General features: G+C 75.3%; 12 protein-coding genes and 1 pseudogene. 9 read left to right on the top strand and 4 right to left on the bottom strand.

Annotated features, from left to right (window positions below; translation table 11 throughout):
• Nucleotides 1–72 precede the first annotated feature (72 nt).
• Both GA0070558_RS31150 and GA0070558_RS31155 read left to right on the top strand, forming a co-directional pair.
• Complete coding sequence (locus GA0070558_RS31150; RefSeq protein ID WP_091286681.1) at nucleotides 73–2,475, top strand: phosphoketolase family protein; 2,403 nt, start codon at nucleotides 73–75, stop codon at nucleotides 2,473–2,475.
• Nucleotides 2,472–3,332 carry a universal stress protein gene (locus GA0070558_RS31155; RefSeq protein ID WP_091286685.1) on the top strand — a complete coding sequence of 287 codons (861 nt, stop codon included), beginning with the start codon at nucleotides 2,472–2,474 and terminating at the stop codon, nucleotides 3,330–3,332. The genes GA0070558_RS31150 and GA0070558_RS31155 overlap by 4 nt, the downstream gene beginning before the upstream one ends.
• 10 nt (nucleotides 3,333–3,342) lie before the next feature.
• Here GA0070558_RS31155 and GA0070558_RS31160 read toward each other — a convergent pair whose 3' ends face one another.
• Nucleotides 3,343–5,664: a heavy metal translocating P-type ATPase gene (locus GA0070558_RS31160; protein WP_091286689.1), complete on the bottom strand. Its 2,322-nt coding sequence runs from the start codon at nucleotides 5,662–5,664 to the stop codon at nucleotides 3,343–3,345.
• Nucleotides 5,665–5,874: 210 nt separating this feature from the next.
• On the opposite strand from GA0070558_RS31160, the gene GA0070558_RS31165 reads away from it, so the two are divergent.
• Together GA0070558_RS31165 and GA0070558_RS31170 are read left to right on the top strand one after the other, a co-directional pair.
• Nucleotides 5,875–6,885 carry an Acg family FMN-binding oxidoreductase gene (locus GA0070558_RS31165; protein WP_091286712.1) on the top strand — a complete coding sequence of 337 codons (1,011 nt, stop codon included), beginning with the start codon at nucleotides 5,875–5,877 and terminating at the stop codon, nucleotides 6,883–6,885.
• 111 nt (nucleotides 6,886–6,996) lie between these two features.
• Nucleotides 6,997–8,736, top strand: coding sequence for a sensor histidine kinase (locus GA0070558_RS31170; protein WP_091286692.1), 1,740 nt, complete (start codon nucleotides 6,997–6,999; stop codon nucleotides 8,734–8,736).
• A 22-nt stretch (nucleotides 8,737–8,758) separates the two neighbouring features.
• Here the strand turns inward: GA0070558_RS31170 and GA0070558_RS31175 are convergent, their stop codons facing one another.
• A complete protein-coding gene (locus GA0070558_RS31175) occupies nucleotides 8,759–9,397 on the bottom strand; it encodes a response regulator (protein ID WP_043962597.1) in 639 nt (212 codons plus the stop codon).
• A gap of 185 nt (nucleotides 9,398–9,582) precedes the next feature.
• Between GA0070558_RS31175 and GA0070558_RS31180 the strand changes: the two genes are divergently transcribed.
• The 3 genes from GA0070558_RS31180 to GA0070558_RS31190 all read left to right on the top strand — a co-directional run bounded on the left by GA0070558_RS31180 (nucleotide 9,583) and on the right by GA0070558_RS31190 (nucleotide 14,687).
• On the top strand, nucleotides 9,583–10,557 hold the full coding sequence (locus tag GA0070558_RS31180; RefSeq protein WP_091286714.1) for an Acg family FMN-binding oxidoreductase: 975 nt from the start codon (nucleotides 9,583–9,585) through the stop codon (nucleotides 10,555–10,557).
• 79 nt (nucleotides 10,558–10,636) lie between these two features.
• Nucleotides 10,637–13,570 carry an AfsR/SARP family transcriptional regulator gene (locus GA0070558_RS31185; protein WP_091286695.1) on the top strand — a complete coding sequence of 978 codons (2,934 nt, stop codon included), beginning with the start codon at nucleotides 10,637–10,639 and terminating at the stop codon, nucleotides 13,568–13,570.
• A gap of 121 nt (nucleotides 13,571–13,691) precedes the next feature.
• Complete coding sequence (locus GA0070558_RS31190; RefSeq protein ID WP_091286699.1) at nucleotides 13,692–14,687, top strand: twin-arginine translocation signal domain-containing protein; 996 nt, start codon at nucleotides 13,692–13,694, stop codon at nucleotides 14,685–14,687.
• Nucleotides 14,688–14,894: 207 nt separating this feature from the next.
• Here GA0070558_RS31190 and GA0070558_RS31195 read toward each other — a convergent pair whose 3' ends face one another.
• Together GA0070558_RS31195 and GA0070558_RS31200 are read right to left on the bottom strand one after the other, a co-directional pair.
• The gene (locus tag GA0070558_RS31195) at nucleotides 14,895–15,155 is read right to left on the bottom strand and encodes a hypothetical protein (protein WP_091286717.1); all 261 of its coding nucleotides are present in this window, start codon (nucleotides 15,153–15,155) and stop codon (nucleotides 14,895–14,897) included.
• Nucleotides 15,155–15,475 carry a hypothetical protein gene (locus GA0070558_RS31200; protein WP_091286703.1) on the bottom strand — a complete coding sequence of 107 codons (321 nt, stop codon included), beginning with the start codon at nucleotides 15,473–15,475 and terminating at the stop codon, nucleotides 15,155–15,157. The genes GA0070558_RS31195 and GA0070558_RS31200 overlap by 1 nt, the downstream gene beginning before the upstream one ends.
• Nucleotides 15,476–15,724: 249 nt before the next feature.
• On the opposite strand from GA0070558_RS31200, the gene GA0070558_RS31205 reads away from it, so the two are divergent.
• The gene (locus tag GA0070558_RS31205; RefSeq protein ID WP_091286706.1) at nucleotides 15,725–16,528 is read left to right on the top strand and encodes a helix-turn-helix domain-containing protein; all 804 of its coding nucleotides are present in this window, start codon (nucleotides 15,725–15,727) and stop codon (nucleotides 16,526–16,528) included.
• A pseudogene (locus GA0070558_RS31210) lies at nucleotides 16,519–16,599 on the top strand (DUF397 domain-containing protein); the annotation flags it as partial. The gene GA0070558_RS31205 and the pseudogene GA0070558_RS31210, both read left to right, overlap by 10 nt.
• Nucleotides 16,600–16,690: the final 91 nt, after the last annotated feature.

Genomic DNA, 16,690 nt, shown 5'->3' on the forward strand with positions numbered 1-16,690 from the left:
AAGCTGGACGTGGCCGGGAAAACCCGGCACCCCGGATGCGAACGTCCCCGATCCGCGAGAGGCTAACGCAGCATGGACACCGCTGTAGACCTGCACAGCCCCCTGACCGAAGACGAGCTGCGCCGGCTGGACGCCTACTGGCGTGCCGCGAACTACCTGACCGTCGGGCAGATCTACCTGCTGGACAACCCGCTGCTGCGGGAGCCGCTGCGGCCCGAGCACGTCAAGCCCCGGCTGCTGGGGCACTGGGGCACCAGCCCGGGCCTCAACCTGCTCTACGCGCACCTCAACCGGATCATCGTCAACCGGAAGCTGCCGACGATCTTCATCACCGGCCCCGGTCACGGCGGCCCCGCGCTGGTGGCCAACACGTGGCTGGAGGGCACCTACAGCGAGCTCTACCACTCGGTGAGCCGCGACGAGACCGGCATGCAGCGGCTGTTCCGCCAGTTCTCCTTCCCCGGCGGCATCCCGAGCCACGTGGCACCGGAGGTGCCGGGTTCGATCCACGAGGGCGGCGAGCTGGGGTACGCGCTGAGCCACGCCTACGGCGCGGCGTTCGACAACCCCGACCTGCTGGTCGCCTGCGTCATCGGCGACGGCGAGGCCGAGACCGGCCCGCTGGCCGGTAGCTGGCTGTCCAACGTCTTCCTCAACCCGGCCCGCGACGGGGCGGTGCTGCCCATCCTGCACCTCAACGGCTACAAGATCGCCAACCCGACGGTGCTGGACCGCATCCCCACCGACGACCTGCTGGACATGATGCGCGGCTTCGGCTACCAGCCGTACGTCGTCGCGGGCGACGACCCGGCCGCGGTGCACCAGACGCTCGCCGCCACCCTCGACCGGGCGGTCGACGAGATCGCCGCCATCCAGCGCCGGGCCCGCTCCGGCGCACCCGTCGAGCGCCCCCGCTGGCCGATGATCATCCTGCGTACGCCGAAGGGCTGGACCGGCCCGGCGGTCGTCGACGGCAAGCAGGTGGAGGGCACCTACCGCGCCCACCAGGTGCCCATCGCCGAGGTGCGCGACAACCCGGAGCACCTGGCCGAGCTGGAGCGCTGGCTGCGCAGCTACCGGCCGGAGGAGCTGTTCGACCCGACCGGCGCGCCCGTCGCCGAGCTGGCCGCGCTGCCGCCGACCGGTGACCTGCGGATGAGCGCCAACCCGGTCACCAACGGCGGGCGGGTGCTGCGCGACCTGGAGCTGCCGGACTTCCGCCGGTACGCCGTCGACGTCCAGCAGCCCGGCGAGCCTGCGGTCGGCGCGACCGGCGTGCTCGGCGCGTGGGTCCGCGACATCATCACCGCCAACCCGCGCACCTTCCGCCTCTTCGGCCCCGACGAGGTCGCCTCCAACCGGCTCGGCGCGGCCTTCGAGGTCACCGACCGGGCGTTCGTCGCCAACCGGGTCGACGGCGACGACCACCTCTCCCCCGACGGCCGGGTGATGGAGGTGCTGTCGGAGCACCTGTGCCAGGGCTGGCTGGAGGGCTACCTGCTGACCGGCCGGCACGGCATCTTCACCAGCTACGAGGCGTTCATCCACATCGTCGACTCGATGGTCAACCAGCACGCCAAGTGGCTGAAGGTGACCCGGAGCATCCCGTGGCGGGAGCCGGTGGCGTCGCTGAACTACCTGCTGTCGAGCCACGTGTGGCGGCAGGACCACAACGGCTTCTCGCACCAGGACCCGGGCTTCATCGACCACGTGGTCAACAAGAAGGCCGAGGTGGTCCGGGTCTACCTGCCGCCGGACGGCAACACCCTGCTCTCCACCATGGACCACTGCCTGCGCAGCCGGCACTACATCAACGTGGTGGTGGCCGGCAAGCAGCCCGCCCCGAACTGGCTGACCATGGACGAGGCGATCCAGCACTGCCGGCGCGGCCTGGGCATCTGGGACTGGGCCAGCACCGACGACGGCGAGGAGCCGGACGTGGTGCTCGCCTGCGCCGGTGACGTGCCGACGCTGGAGACCCTGGCCGCCGCCGACCTGCTGCGCCAGCGGCTGCCGGAGCTGAAGGTGCGGGTGGTCAACGTGGTCGACCTGATGCGCCTCCAGCCGCCGTCGGAGCACCCGCACGGCCTGCCCGACAACGAGTTCGACACCATCTTCACCCGCGACAAGCCGATCATTTTCGCCTACCACGGCTACCCGTGGCTGATCCACCGGCTCACCTACCGGCGCGCCAACCACGACAACCTGCACGTGCGCGGATACAAGGAGGAGGGCACCACCACCACGCCGTTCGACATGGTGATGCTCAACGACCTGGACCGGTTCCACCTGGTCATCGACGTGATCGACCGGGTGCCGGGGCTGGCCGCGCGCGCCGCGCACCTGCGCCAGGAGATGGTCGACGCCCGGCAGGCGTGCCGCGACCACACCCGCGAGTACGGCGAGGACGACCCCCGGGTCGTCGAGTGGCGGTGGATCCGGGCGACCGACACCGAGCTGGGGAGCGGACAGTGAGCGGTGCCGAGATCCTCGTCGGCTACGACGGTTCCGCCGACGCCACCCTCGCCCTGAACTGGGCGCTCGACGAGGCGGAGCACAGCGGCCGGCCGATCCGCCTGGCGTACGTCTTCGAGTGGGTGACCGTGGCCGGCTGGGTCGGCCCCGGCGTGGCCCCCGGCATCTGGCCCGACGACACCGCCCGCCGGCAGGTCGAGGAGCTGGTCGCGAAGGCCGCCTCCGACGCCGCCGCCGCGCGGCCCACGGTCACCGTGCACGGGGAGGTGTTCGACGGGCCGCCGGCCCTGGTGCTGGAGGAACGCTCCGCCGAGGCGGGCCTGCTGGTGCTCGGCAGCCGCGGCCACGGCGGGTTCGGCGGCCTGCTCGCCGGCTCCACGGCCGTCTCGGTGACCGCGCACGCGCACTGCCCGGTGGTGGTGGTCCGCGACGGCGACACCCCCGCCGGGCGCACGGGCCGGGTGGTGGTGGGCGTCGACGGGTCCGACACCTCGCTGGTGGCCCTCGGGTTCGCCGTCGAGCGGGCGGCCCAGCGGGGCGTCCCGCTGCACGTGGTGCGGGCCTGGGAGCCGTCGGCCGACCGGGACCTGGGTGCCGACGACGCGGCGGCGGCGGAACGGGCGGCGCTGGACGGGCCGCTGGCCGGCTGGCGGGAGACGTTCCCCGACGTCGCGGTGACCGTCGACGTGGTGGCCGGCCGCCCGGCCGGCGCGCTGGTCGAGGCGAGCCGGGACGCCCAGCTCGTGGTGGTCGGCAGCCGGGGCCGGGGCGGGCTGCGCGGCATGCTGCTCGGCTCGGTCGGCCAGCAGCTCCTGCACCACGCCCACTGCCCGGTGGCGGTGGTCCGCGAACGCTGACGCGCCCGCGTCAGTCGGGGAGGGAGAAGTAATCCTCTTCCTCCTGGGCCAGGTGCAGGCGCAGGACGGCGTCGAGGCCGTACAGCGCGGCGAGCAGGTCGGTGACCTGGTCGCCGCGCAGCGGCCCGTCGCCGGCCTGGGCGAGGTGCCCGCCGATCCGGTCGACCAGCCGGCGGATCTCCACGTGCCCCCGGCTCATCGTCGAGGTCGCCTCGTCGCTGCCGAGCGGCCCGGCCAGCGCCGGGTAGAGCTGCCGCTCCTCGGCGGCCTCGTGCGGCAGCACCCGCCCGGTGAGCCGCCCGTGCACGGCGTGCAGGGCGGGCAGGCAGTCCGGCGAGTCGGGGTGCGTGGCGATCAGGTCGGCGGTGTCGCGCAGCGTGGCGAGCACGTCGCGGACCGCGGCGTGCTCGCCGGCGTACCGGTCGAGCAGTTCCCGGGTGTCCGGCGGGACGTCCCGGCGGCGCAGCCCGCCGCCGAGGGCCCGCAGCGCGTTGAGGATCACCACGACGTCGATGCCCTCCTGCAGGAACGCCCCGGCCACCGGCGGCAGCTTCCCGACGGCGGCGACCAGCATCGCCGCCACGGCCAGTCCCATCCCGACGACGGCGCTCTGGGTGGCGATGCGGCGGGCGTACCGGGCGATCTCCACGGCGTCGGCGAGCCGGTCGAGCCGGTCCACGGTGAGCACCGCGTCGGCGACGTCGGCGGAGGCGGTCGCCCCGGTGGCGCCCATCGCCACCCCGACGTCGGCCTCGGCCAGGGCGGGGGCGTCGTTCACCCCGTCGCCGACCATCACGGTGACGGCCCGGCGGGACTCCTCGCGTACCCGGGCGGTCTTCTCCTGCGGCGTGCACCGGGCCAGCACGTCGTCGACGCCGACGGCCTGCGCGACCTGGTCGGCGGTGCCGGGCCGGTCGCCGGTGACCATGATCAGCCGGGTCAGCCCGGCCTCGCGCAGCCGCCGCACGGTGCGGCGGGCGTCGGGGCGCACCGGGTCCTCCAGCAGGATCGCACCGAGCGGCTCCCGCTCGTCGCTGACCCAGACGGCCGACCGGCCGGCCAGTTCGGCGCGCTCGGCGGCCTGGGCCGCCCACTGCGGCAGTTCCCCGCCGAGCTGGCCGACCCGCACCAGCCGCCCGTCGACCCGGCCGGTGACCCCGCGCCCCGGTTCCTCGGTGACGTCGGTCGGGTCGGTCAGCCGCAGGCCCTGCTCCCGGGCCTGCCGGACCAGGGCGGCGGCCAGCACGTGCGGGGAGAGCTGCTCCACGGAGGCGGCCAGCCGCAGCACCTCGTCCCGGTCGCCGCCGGGGGCGACCACCGTCTCGGCGGCCCGGGGCCGGCCGGCGGTGAGCGTGCCGGTCTTGTCGACCAGCAGGGTCCGGGCCCGGCCCAGCAGCTCCAGCGAGCCGCCGTCGCGCACCAGCACCCCGCGCCGGGCCACCCGGGACAGCCCGGAGACGATCGCGATGGGGGTGGCCAGCAGCAGCGGGCAGGGGGTGGCCACCACCAGCACCGCCACGGCCCGCACGAACTCGCCGGAGAGCCACCAGGCCAGCCCGGCCAGGGCCAGCGTGAACGGCACGAACGCCGCCGCGTACCGGTCGGCCATCCGCACCATCGGGGCCTTGCGCGCGGTGGCCTCCTCGGCGAGCCGGACGATCCCGGCGTACGTGCTGGCCGCCGCGCTCTTCGTCGCCCGCAGCCCGAACCCGGCCCCGGCGTTGGCCACGCCGCTGGCCACCTGCTCGCCGGCCGCCCGCTGCACGAGCCGGGACTCGCCGGTGACGACCGACTCGTCGAGGGTGGCGGCCTCCTCGGCGGTCCCGTCGACCGGCACCACGTCGCCGGGGCCGACCACCAGCCGGTCGCCGACCGTGACCCGGTCCAGCGGGACCGTCTCGATGCCGCCGCCGGGGACCCGCCGCCGCGCCGTGCGCGGGGCCCGTTCCAGCAGGGCCCGCAGGTCGCGGGTCGCCCTGCGCTGGGCGTACGCCTCCAGCGCGCGGCCGGTGGCGAGCATCAGCGCGATCACCGCGCCCGCCAGGTACTCCCCGACGACGAGCGCGCCGGCCAGCGCGAGGACGGCGATGACGTCCACCCCGAACTGCCGCCGCCACAGCTGGCGCAGCATGGACCAGGCCGCCGGGGCCAGCGCCGTCACGGTCGCCGCCGCCCACAGCCAGTCCGCCCAGGTGCGCCGGCCGGCGAGCCACAGCCCCGCCCCGGCCAGCACGGCCAGCGTCAGCGCGGCCAGCGGCGCCCACTGCAGCCCGCGCGCCCAGCGCTGCCGCACCGGCCGCTCCGGTACGCACTCCCGCGCCTCGGTGCCCACCAGCGGATCCTCTCAACGGGCGGGTCGGCGAGGAGGCCAACCACCGAATCACGCCCGCCGCCTGTCATGATCGGCGGAGGCGAACTACCCGGGCGGGACGGGACCTGCGTACCGTGCGTCCGGGGGTGCCGGTGCCGCAGGATGGAGCGGCAACCCCGCCCGGGGCACCGCGCGGTGGGGCACGATGGGCTGAGACGAAAGGTCGTGACGATGAGCCACGAGACGCCGGCGACGGACCGCCCGCTGACCACCGCGCTCGCGGAGGCCGCCGCGACGGCCGGCCGCGCGCCCTCGGTGCACAACACCCAGCCGTGGCGCTGGCGGGTGCTGCCCGACGCGCTGGAGCTGCGCGTGGTGCGGGACCGTCAGCTCGCCGCCACCGACCCGGAGGGGCGGCTGTCGGCGCTGAGCTGCGGCGCGGCGCTGCACCACGCCCGGGTGGCCCTCGCCGCCGAGGGCTGGGCGTTCGTGGTGGAGCGGCTGCCCGACCCGGGCGATGCGGAGCTGCTGGCGCGGGTCGGCGACCTCAAGCGCGTCGAGGCCGACCCCGACGCCATGCGGGTGGTGCAGTGCATGCAGGTGCGGCACACCGACCGCCGCCCGGTCGGCGACGAGCCGGTGCCGACGGCCGCGCTCGGCGACATCGCCGCGGCGGTCGCCGCCGAGGGCGCGCGGTTCCAGGTGCTCAACTCCGACCAGGTGATGGAGCTGGCCGCGGCGGCCTCGCACGCCGCGACGGTGGAGGCGGAGGACTCGGGGCAGCGCGAGGAGCTGGAGTACTGGACGAGCCGGGTGGGCACCGGCACGGGCCTGCCGCCGGAGGTGCTGCCCGAGCAGGCGCAGCAGACCACCGTGCCGGGGCGGGACTTCGGCCGCCCGGGCACCCTGCCGATCGGGCCGGGCCACGACCGGGCGGCGGCGTACGGGGTGCTCTTCGGCGACGAGGACGAGCCGGACAACTGGCTGCGGGCCGGGGAGGCGCTGTCGGCGGGCTGGCTGACGGCGACCCGGCTGGGCGTGTCGATGGTGCCGCTGTCGGGCGTCGTCGAGGTGGAGGGCACCCGGCAGACCCTGCGGCAGGTCCTCGCCGGCCTCGGGTACCCGTACCTGGTGCTGCGGATGGGCATCGCGGACCCGGCGCACGCCGGCCCGCCGCACACCCCCCGGCTGCCCACGGAGCAGATCGTCGACACGTCCGCGGTGCGCGGCCAGGGCGCGTGATCAGGCGACCGCACGGGTGATCGAGGCTGGGCCGGTGCGTTCGCCGGGCGATACCATCGCCGGGTGAACGCACCGAACCCGAGGCATGAGCCGGTCGCGCCGTCGCTGGGGTTGAGCCCGCTGTCGCGGGTCCGCCTCGACGAGCTGCTCCAGGAGATGCTGGACCGGGTCGGCGAGGTGGTCACCAGCCGGGAGCGGCTGCGGGCCCTGCTCGACGCGGTGGTCGGCATCGGCACCGATCTCGACCTGCGCAGCACGCTGCAGCGGATCGTGGCGGCGGCGTGTGAGCTGGTCGGCGCGAAGTACGGCGCGCTCGGGGTGATCGGCCCCGACCGGCTGCTGCACGACTTCATCACCCACGGCATCGACGCCGAGCTGCACGCGAAGATCGGCGACCTGCCGCACGGGCGGGGCGTGCTCGGCCTGCTCATCGACGAGCCCCGCCCGGTGCGGATGCCCGACATCACCAAGCACCCCAAGTCCTACGGTTTCCCGCCGCACCACCCGCCGATGCACAGCTTCCTCGGGGTGCCGGTGCGCATCCGCGAGCAGGTCTTCGGCAACCTCTACCTGGCCGAGAAGCAGGGCGCGGCCGAGTTCACCGAGGACGACGAGGAGATCGTGGTGGCGCTGGCCGCCGCGGCCGGCGTGGCGATCGAGAACGCCCGGCTGTATGCGCTGGCCCATCGCCGGGAGCGCTGGCTGGCGGCCACCGCCGAGATCACCTCGGTGCTGCTGGGCGAGGTGCGGCGCACCGACGCGCTGGCGCTGGTGGCCCGGCGGGCCCGGGAGGTCGCCGAGGCGGAACTGGCCGTCGTGCTGCTCTACAACGAGGACGCCGGCCAGTTCACCGTCGAGGTGGTCGACGCCGCCGACAGGCCGGCCCGGGGGCACGCCGATGGGGCCGACGAGCCGGCCCGGGGGCCGGCCGACGGGGCCGGCGAGCCGGTCCGGGGGCTGGTGGGCGCGGTGCTGCCGGCCGGCGAGACCAGCTTCGCCGAGTCGGTCACCGAGCGGCGGCACACGCTGGCGGAGAACCTGGCCGAGGCCGCGCCCTGGCCGGCGCCGGTGACCGCCGGGCCGGCGGTGGTCTCCCCGCTGGCCGCCGCCGACACGCTGCACGGCGTGCTGGTGATCGCCTACCCGCCCGACCGGGGCGGGGCCACCGACGACGACGTGGCGCTGCTCGGCAGCTTCGCCGGGCAGGCGGCGCTGGCCATGGAGCGGGCCCGGGGGCAGGAGGAGCGGGAGCTGCTGGTGGTCCTGGAGGACCGCGAGCGCATCGCCCGGGACCTGCACGACGTGGTCATCCAGCGGCTGTTCGCCACCGGCCTGCAGTTGCAGAGCGGCGCGATGAACGCCCGCCCCGAGGTGGCCAAGCGGATCAACGCGGCCGTCGACGACCTCGACGCCACGATCCGGGACATCCGCCGCACGATCTTCGAGCTGCGCACCCCGATGAGCGCGGCGCTGCGCACCGAGATCCGCGAGGCGGTCGACGTGGCCGCCGGGTCGCTGGGCTTCCGGCCGTCGCTGGAGCTGACCGGCCCGATCGACAGCGCCGTTCCCGAGCCGGTCCGCCCCGACCTCACGGCCGTGCTCCGCGAGGCGCTGTCCAACGCGGTACGCCACGCCGAGGCGAGCCGGGTCGCGGTGGGCGTGCGGGTGGAGGGCGGCTGGGTGACGGTCACGGTCGCCGACGACGGCAAGGGCTGCGACCCGGCCGCCGCGCGGGGCGGCCTGGTCAACCTGCGCGAGCGCGCCGAACGCCACGGCGGCGAGTTCGAGGTGCGCCCGGTGACGCCCCACGGCACCGAGCTGCGCTGGACGGCCCCGCTGCGCGACGACTGACCCGGCAGGTGCCGGCGGCCGGTCAGTGCGCCTTGCCGAGGAGGCGGGTCGCCAGGACGGCCGCCTGGGTGCGCCGCTCCAAGCCCAGCTTGGCCAGCACGCTGGAGACGTAGTTCTTCACCGTCTTCTCGGCGAGGAACATCTTGCCGGCGATCTCCCGGTTGGTCAGGCCCTCGGCGACGTATTCCAGGATGCGCCGCTCCTGCTCGGTGAGGGTCTTCAGCTCGCGGGGCTGCTCCACGCCGCTGCGGATGCGCTCCAGCACCCGGGTGGTGATCGCCGGGTCGAGCAGGGACTGGCCGGCGGCGACCCGGCGCACCGCGTCGACCAGGTCGGTGCCGCGGATCTGCTTGAGCACGTAACCCGACGCGCCGGCCATGATGGCCGCGAACAGCGCCTCGTCGTCCTCGTACGAGGTGAGGATCAGGCCCTTGATCGACGAGTCGACGGCGCGGATGTCGCGGCACACGTCGATGCCGTTGCCGTCGGGCAGCCGGGCGTCGAGGATCGCCACGTCGGGCCGCAGCGCGGGGATGCGGCGGGCCGCCTCCTGGGCGGAGCCCGACTCCCCCACCACCTCGATGTCGCCGCTGTTGGTGAGCAGGTCGGCAAGGCCACGACGGACGACCTCGTGGTCGTCGAGCAGGAACACCCGGATCATCCCTCGTTTCTACCCCCTCGGGCCGGGTGCCCGCACGGGCCGAAGGTCCCTACCGCCGCCGCGCGGCGGTGGGCTGGGGGTCCCGGCGCAGACGGGACGTCCGGCCCTGCCCGCCGACCGCCCTGGTCACGCACCGTGGAGGAGGACCAGACGGGGCGGCACGACTGCCACGGGAGGGGATCATGATGGAGACCGGCTTCACCGTCGAGCAGCTCAGGACCGCCGCCACCGACGCCGTGCGGGCGCCGTCGCTGCACAACAGCCAGCCGTGGCGGTTCCGGCTGCGCGACGGCGGGATCGAGGTGCTGCTGGACCGCGGGCGCCGGCTGCCGGCGACCGACCCGAGCGGCTGGGGTGCCCGGATCGCCTGCGGGGCGGCCCTGTTCAACCTGCGGCTGGCGCTCGCCGTCGCGGGCACCCCGGCGACGGTGCGGCTGCGCCCGTACCCGACGGAGCCCGACGTGCTGGCCCGGCTGGTCCCGGACGTGCCGCGCCGCCCCACGCCGACCGAGCAGATGCTGTACGGCGTCATCCCGCACCGGTTCAGCAACCGGGCCCCGTTCTGGCCCGATCCGGTGCCGGCCGACGTGCGGTGGCGGCTCGGCGAGGCGGCCCGCGCCGAGCAGGGCTGGCTGGAGATGGTGATCGGGGTGAGCGCGGTGAACGCGTTCGCCGAGGTCGCCCGCAGCGCCAACCGGGTGCTGGACCGCGACCCCGCCTACCGGGCCGAGCTGGCCGAGTGGGTGCGCAGCGCGCCCGCGCCCGACGGGGTGCCGGCCGGCGCGGGCGGCCCGCTGGGCGAGCCGCAGGACCTGCTGCCCAGCCGGGGCTTCGGCGGGCGCAGCCGCGCGCCGGGCCGGGACTTCGAGCCGGAGCCGCTGGTGGCGGTGCTCGGCACGGCCGGCAACACCACCACCGACCAGGTGGTGGCCGGGCAGGCCCTGCAGCGGGTGCTGCTCACCGCCACCGACGCCGGGCTGGGCGTGTCGATGATGTCCCAGCCGATCGAGGTGCCGGGGGCGCGGGAGGCGCTGCGGCTGTCCCTGGGCCGGTTCGGCACCCCGCAGATGGTGATGCGGATCGGGTACGGCCAGCCCGGCTCGCCGACCCCCCGCCGCAGCGTCGACGAGGTGCTGGACGTGCCGGTCGGCCAAGCGTGAGGCGACGGTCGCCGGGGTGCGCGTCGCACGCCGGCGACCCCCGCCCCCGCCTGTGCGCACGGTGGTACGGTGCCGGCCGATGGCCAGCTTCGCGATACTCGGGCCGCTCGAGGTGGCCGTGGCCGGGCGGACGGTCACCCCGCGCAGCGGCAAGCAGCGGGCGCTGCTGGCCGTCCTGCTGGTCAACGCCGGCCGGGACACCGGGCTGGACCAGCTCCTCGGCGCGCTGTGGGGCGACGCGCCGCCGGACACGGCCGTCGGGCAGGTGCAGACGCTGATCTGGCGGCTGCGCGGGGTGCTCGGCGACGCCATTACCACCCGCCCCGGCGGGTACCGGCTCACCGTCGCCGACGCCGACCTCGACGCGCGCGTGTTCACCGCCCGCGCCACCGAGGCCGCCGCGCTGGCCCGGGCGGGCCGGGCGGCCGAGGCGGCCCGCCGCTACGGCGAGGCGCTGGCGCTGTGGCGCGGCCCGGTCCTGGCCGACGTGCGCCTGCCGGGCGACCCGCACGCCGCCGGGTTCCCCGCCGCCGTGGCGGAGCTGACCGAGCTGCGCCTGGCCGTGGAGCGGGACCGGGTGGACGTCGAGTTCGCCCTCGGCCGGCACGCCGAGCTGATCCCCGCCCTGCACCGGATGGTCGACGCCGAGCCGCTGCGGGAGGAGCTGCGGGAGCGGCTGATGCTCGCGCTGCACCGCACCGGCCGGCGGGCCGAGGCGTTGGAGACGTACCGGCGGGGCCGGGCGGCGACCGTGGCGGAGCTGGGCCTGGAGCCCGGCCGGGGGCTGCGGGAGCTGCACCGGCGCATCCTCGACGGCGACCCCCTGCTGGATGCCGCCGAGCCCGCCCCGGCGCCGCCGCCCGCGCCCCCGGCGGCCCAGTTGCCGATGGACGCCGCCGACTTCGTCGGCCGGCACGACCTCGCGGCCCGGCTGGCCGCGCTGCTGGCCCCGCCGGCAGGCGACGGCCCGGCCACGGACGCCGGGCAGCCGGCCGCACCGCCCGTCGTGGTCGTGTCCGGCGCGGCCGGCAGCGGCAAGACCACCCTCGCGGTACGCGTCGCGCACCTGGTGCGGGACCGGTTCGGCGACGGTCAGCTCTTCGTGGACCTGCGCGGCGGCGGCGAGCCGCACGACCCGTCGACGGTGCTGGGCCGGTTCCTGCACGCCCTCGGCGAGGACCCCCGGGCGGTGCCGGCCGACACCGACGAGCGGGCGGCGCTGTTCCGGGCCCGCACGGCCGGGCGACGGCTGCTCGTGGTGCTGGACAACGCCGCCGGGGAGAACCAGCTCCGGCCGCTGCTGCCGGCCGAGCCCGGCTGCGCGGTGCTGGTGACCGCCCGCCGCCGGCTCACCGCCCTGCCCGGCGCGCACCACGTCGACCTGGGCGTGTTCGGCGCCGACGAGGCGGTGGACCTGCTGCGGCACGCGATCGGCGCCGATCGGGTGGCCGCCGAGCACGCCGACTGCGTGCGGGTGGCCGAACGCTGCGGGTACCTGCCGCTGGCCATCCGGATCGCCGGGGCGCGGCTGGCCGCCCGGCCGCACTGGCCCGTGGCGAAGCTGGCCGGGCAGCTCGCCGACGAGCGGGCCCGCCTCGACGTGCTGCGCACCGGTGACCTGGCGGTGCGCTCCAGCCTCGCCACCAGCTACCACGAGCTGGACCCGACCGAGCGGCGGCTGCTGCGGCTGCTCGGCGGGGTGGACCTGCCCCGGGTGCCGGGCTGGGCCGCCGCCGCGCTGCTGGACCGGTCGCCGGCCGAGGGCGAGGAGCTGACCGAGCGGCTGGTCGAGGCCCGCCTGGTGGACGCCGACGGCGGCGGCTACCGGCTGCACGACCTGGTGCGGGCGTACGCGCGGGAACTGCTGGACGCCGACGGCGCGCCCGGTGAGCGCACGGCCGCGCTGGGGCGGCTGACCGGCGGGTGGCTGACGCTGGCCGACGAGGCGTACCGGCGTACCGGCGGGGGTTTCCGGCGGGGCGTGGCCGGCGCCGCCCCGCGCTGGTCGCGGTGGACGGCCGCCGAACGCGACGCCGTGCTCGGCGACCCGGTGGCCTGGTTCGAGGCGTCGCGGCGGATGCTGGTGGCGACGGTGCGGCGGGCGGCGGCGGCCGGGCTGGTCGAGCCGGCGTGGAACCTCGCCAACACCCTGGGCCGGCTGTTCGAGCTGCGCGAACACCTCGACGACTGGGCGGGCGCGACGACGGCGGCCCTGGACGCCTGCGTGGCCGCCGAAGCCGACGCGGGCCGGGCCTGGCTGCTGCGGTCCCTCGGCGAGCGGCACCTCAACCTGGACCGCCTCGACGACGCGCTGGCCTGCTTCGACGCGGCGCTGGCCGGGTTCGACCGGCTCGGCGAGCGCAGGGGGCAGGCGCTGGCGCTGCGCGCGGCGGGCACCGCCTACCGGCTGCGGGGGCGCGACGCCGAGGCGATGGCCGCGCTGAGCCGGGCGAAGGCGATCACGGTGGAACTCGGCGACCGCGCCGGCCAGGCGCAGGTGCTGTTCGGTGTCGGCGCGGCGCACCGGGTGGCCGGGCGGCCCGGGCCGGCGGAGGCGGCGTTCCGGCAGGCGTTGGCCATCTTCGGGGAGCTGGGCGACCGGTTCGGGGAGGCGTACACGTCGACGAGCCTGGCCCTGGTGCTCGGCGGGCGCGGCGCGGACGCCGACGCCGAGGCCCTGCTGGGGCGGGCCCTCGGGCTGTGCCGGGAGCTGGGCTACCGGCGGGGCGAGGCGATCTCCCTGGGGCACCTGGGGGAGCTGCACCTGCGCACGGGCGCGCACGAGCGGGCGGTGGCCGAGCTGACGGAGGCGGTCGCGGGGGCCCGGGAGGTCGGCGACGGCATCGGCGAGCTGATCGCGCTGCGCCGCCTCGGCGCGGCGTACCTGGCGCTGGGCCGGTTGCCGGCGGCCCGGTCGGCGCTGCGGTACTGCCTCACCCTGTGCCGCGAGCACGGCGAGGACGGCGAACGGGAGCGGGCGCTGCGCCTGCTCGGCGAGGTGCGGGCGGGGTGAGAGCCGCCGCCGCGCTCGTGCGAGCGGGGTGAGAGCGGGCTGAGAGGACCGGGGAGGCGTCCACCGGGGAGGGTGGACGGCGGGCGCGTGCCGTGCCCACCGGACCTGGGGAGGCTCCACCATGACCGACCGTTCCATCCCCGCGGACCGCCCGGGGCTGTCCCGGCGCGGTTTCCTCGGCGGCGTCGGGGCGTCCGCCGCCGCGCTGACCGTCGGCGGCGTCCTCGGCGACGCCCGGCCCGCCTCGGCCGCCTACTACATGAAGTGGGGGGCCGTCGTCTCGCCGGGCGACGCCAGCAACAACATCGACTTCAGCCGCAAGGTCGACATCCTGCGCCGGATGCGCCCGCAGACCGCCCGGATCTCGATGTTCTGGGGCGACCCGTACAACCGGCGGTTCAGCGACGCGCAGCTCGACTCGCTGCGCGGCACCGGGCTCACCGAAATGATCATCCAGTCGTCGGAGGACCCGGACCCGAACCTGGCCCGCCACCAGCTCAGCCTGATGCTGCCGTACATCGACGCCCACCCGAACACGCTGTTCGTCTGGGAGATCGGCAACGAGCCGGACTGGCACCAGCCGAACAACCCGTGGCTGGCCCGGTGGAACCGGCTGGCGACGATCCGCGACAACAAGCCGTCGCAGGACCGGGGCAACCTGCTCTGGGCGGTCAACATGCCGGCCGGCCGGTGGGCCGGTGACGGCAGCGGCTTCACCTTCGGCAGCTCCGGCAGCTGGTTCGACTCGTTCGTCCGGGACACCGGCGACGGGCTGGGCGGGATGCTCTCCGGCCCGTACCAGCCGGACGTGGTGACGGTGCACTGCTACAGCTCGACGTACCTGAAGCGGGGCGCGGACGGCGGAGGCGAGCGCAACCCGTACAAGATGATCGACTACGTGCGGGGCTGGAACAGCCGGATCAGCATGAAGGTCACCGAGGCCGGGATCGACGGCTACAAGTCCGACCGGGGCTACCGCTACGTCACCTTCGGCTCGTCGGTGGCCAACGAGACCGCCGGGCAGATCGACAGCGTCTGCTTCTACGGCATCCCGCCCGCCGAACGGGAGTACGGCATCGGCGAGGGCGAGGCCGACCAGATCGGCACCCACCCCTGACCGCCCGGACCGGGGCCCCGCCGCCGGCGGCTGACGTTGCGGAGTCGGCCTGCGGCAGGCCCCGGTCCGTGGCGCAACAGCACCCGTGGCGGGGTCACCGGGACCAGCCCCGCCACGGGTGCGGCGGGTCGCGGCCGTCGGTGTGGGACGGCCGCGACCCGCCGACCACCGTTGGGGTGTACGCCGTTGGCGGGTGTCCGGGGGTGGCTACGCCGTCGGCGGGGCGCGGCGGGACCGCGTCGCCCAGCCGAGGAAGCGGGCGTGCAGCGCCGCCGGGTCGGGCAGGCCGCCCAGGCGCAGCGTGTCGTCCATCGCCTCGTACATCGACGAGGCCAGGTAGAACGCCAGCGCGACCGAATGCCCCTCGAACTCGATCGTCAGCGCGAGGCGGGCCGGCTGGCACGGCCAGGGCGCGGCGCACGACCGGCACAGCCAGGCCGGGCGCATCGGCAGGTGCGGGCGGCCCATCAGCACCTCCGCAGGCAGCGCATCCGCAGGGCGATCGCGCGGGCCTCGGCGTCGCGCAGCGGCAGGAACCACAGGAACCGCTTGACGATCTCCGGCGGCTCCGGCCCCTCCGGCCGCCCGCGCAGGTCGCGGATCGCCGTGGGCATCAGGTACGACACGACCGGCAGCAGGGTGCTCCTGTCGAGCCGATCTGTTGGGATCGCCCGGAGAGGGGGGCAGGGCCAGGGCTCGCCGCAGCACTCGCAGTCCCAGGTGGGCGAGCGGCCGAGGTGCCCGGTGGCCGGAAGCGCCCCGGCGAGGTGGTGACGGTCTTGCGACATGCTTCCTCCTGGGTCGGTTGCTGGGCCACACCGGTCGGTGACGCCGGGGAGGATCGGGGGCGGCCCGTGGCGTACGAGACCGGCGGGCTCGGATCCCCCACCGGCTCGCACCGCCTAGTTCCACACTGGGCGGTAACCACCTGGGTTCGGAAGGTGTTAGGCCACGATGGAGAGACCTCGGATTTCCGCATTTCTCCTGGTGGGGAGCCTTGAGGGTTGCCCGGTCCTAGATGGGGAGGGTTTGGGGACATGAGCATGACCGCGGCCGGGATCCTGTTGAACGAGCTGCGCCACGCGCGGATGTCGCGAGGGCTGAATCAGGACGAGTTCGGCAAGCTGATCAACTATTCAGGTACACATGCCAGTGCCGTGGAAACTGGCGCGCGTCCTCCTACCAGCGCCTACGCCGCAGCGATCGACCGCGCCCTCAACACGGGCGGCATGTTCGTCCGCCTGCTCGAACGGCTCTCGGACCTTGACGCCGAACCGCTCTGGCTGCGCGAGTGGATCACCTATGAGCAGCAGGCCCGCACGTTACGGTGGTACGAGGTCGCATGGGTGCCCGGCCTGCTTCAGACCGAGGCGTACGCAGGGGCGGTCTTCGGCAGCGACGGCAGGCTGAGCGCCGAGGAGGTCGAGACGCGCGTGGCGGCACGTCTTGCTCGGCAACAGGTTCTCTCAAACGAAAGCCCGCCGCAGCTCGTCGCGGTCGTGGACGACACGGTCCTGCGTCGCCCGGTCGGTGGTGCTGCGGTCATGCGGGAGCAGCTCTTTCGCATGGCACAGCTCAATCAAGAGAGCAGGCGGGTGAGGATCCATGTCGTCCCGCAGGGAGTGGGCGCGTACGCTGGCCTGGATGGGCCGTTCGTCATCGCGACCCTGCCCGACCTGGTGGACGTGGGCTACCTCGACAACAGGCTCAGGGGTCAAGTGGTCGAGCGGACCGCCGAGGTTGCCGCCCTTCGTGAGCAGCGGGAAGCCACTCTCGCCGAAGCGTTGACCCTGCAACAGTCCACCGAGCTGATGATGGAAGTGGCGAAGTCATGGACGTGACCGGCGCGCGTTGGCGCAAGAGCACTCGCAGTGGCAGCAACCAGGGGGCCTGCGTGGAGGTCGCCGACAATGAGGTGATCTCAGCAAGGTTCGGCGGCCGAGTGGGATGACACGGGCTTAACGTCCATACCGGACGGCGCTGGATATGGACGTGGAGCCATC

The organism is Micromonospora haikouensis (genome assembly GCF_900091595.1).
Lineage (GTDB): Bacteria > Actinomycetota > Actinomycetes > Mycobacteriales > Micromonosporaceae > Micromonospora > Micromonospora haikouensis.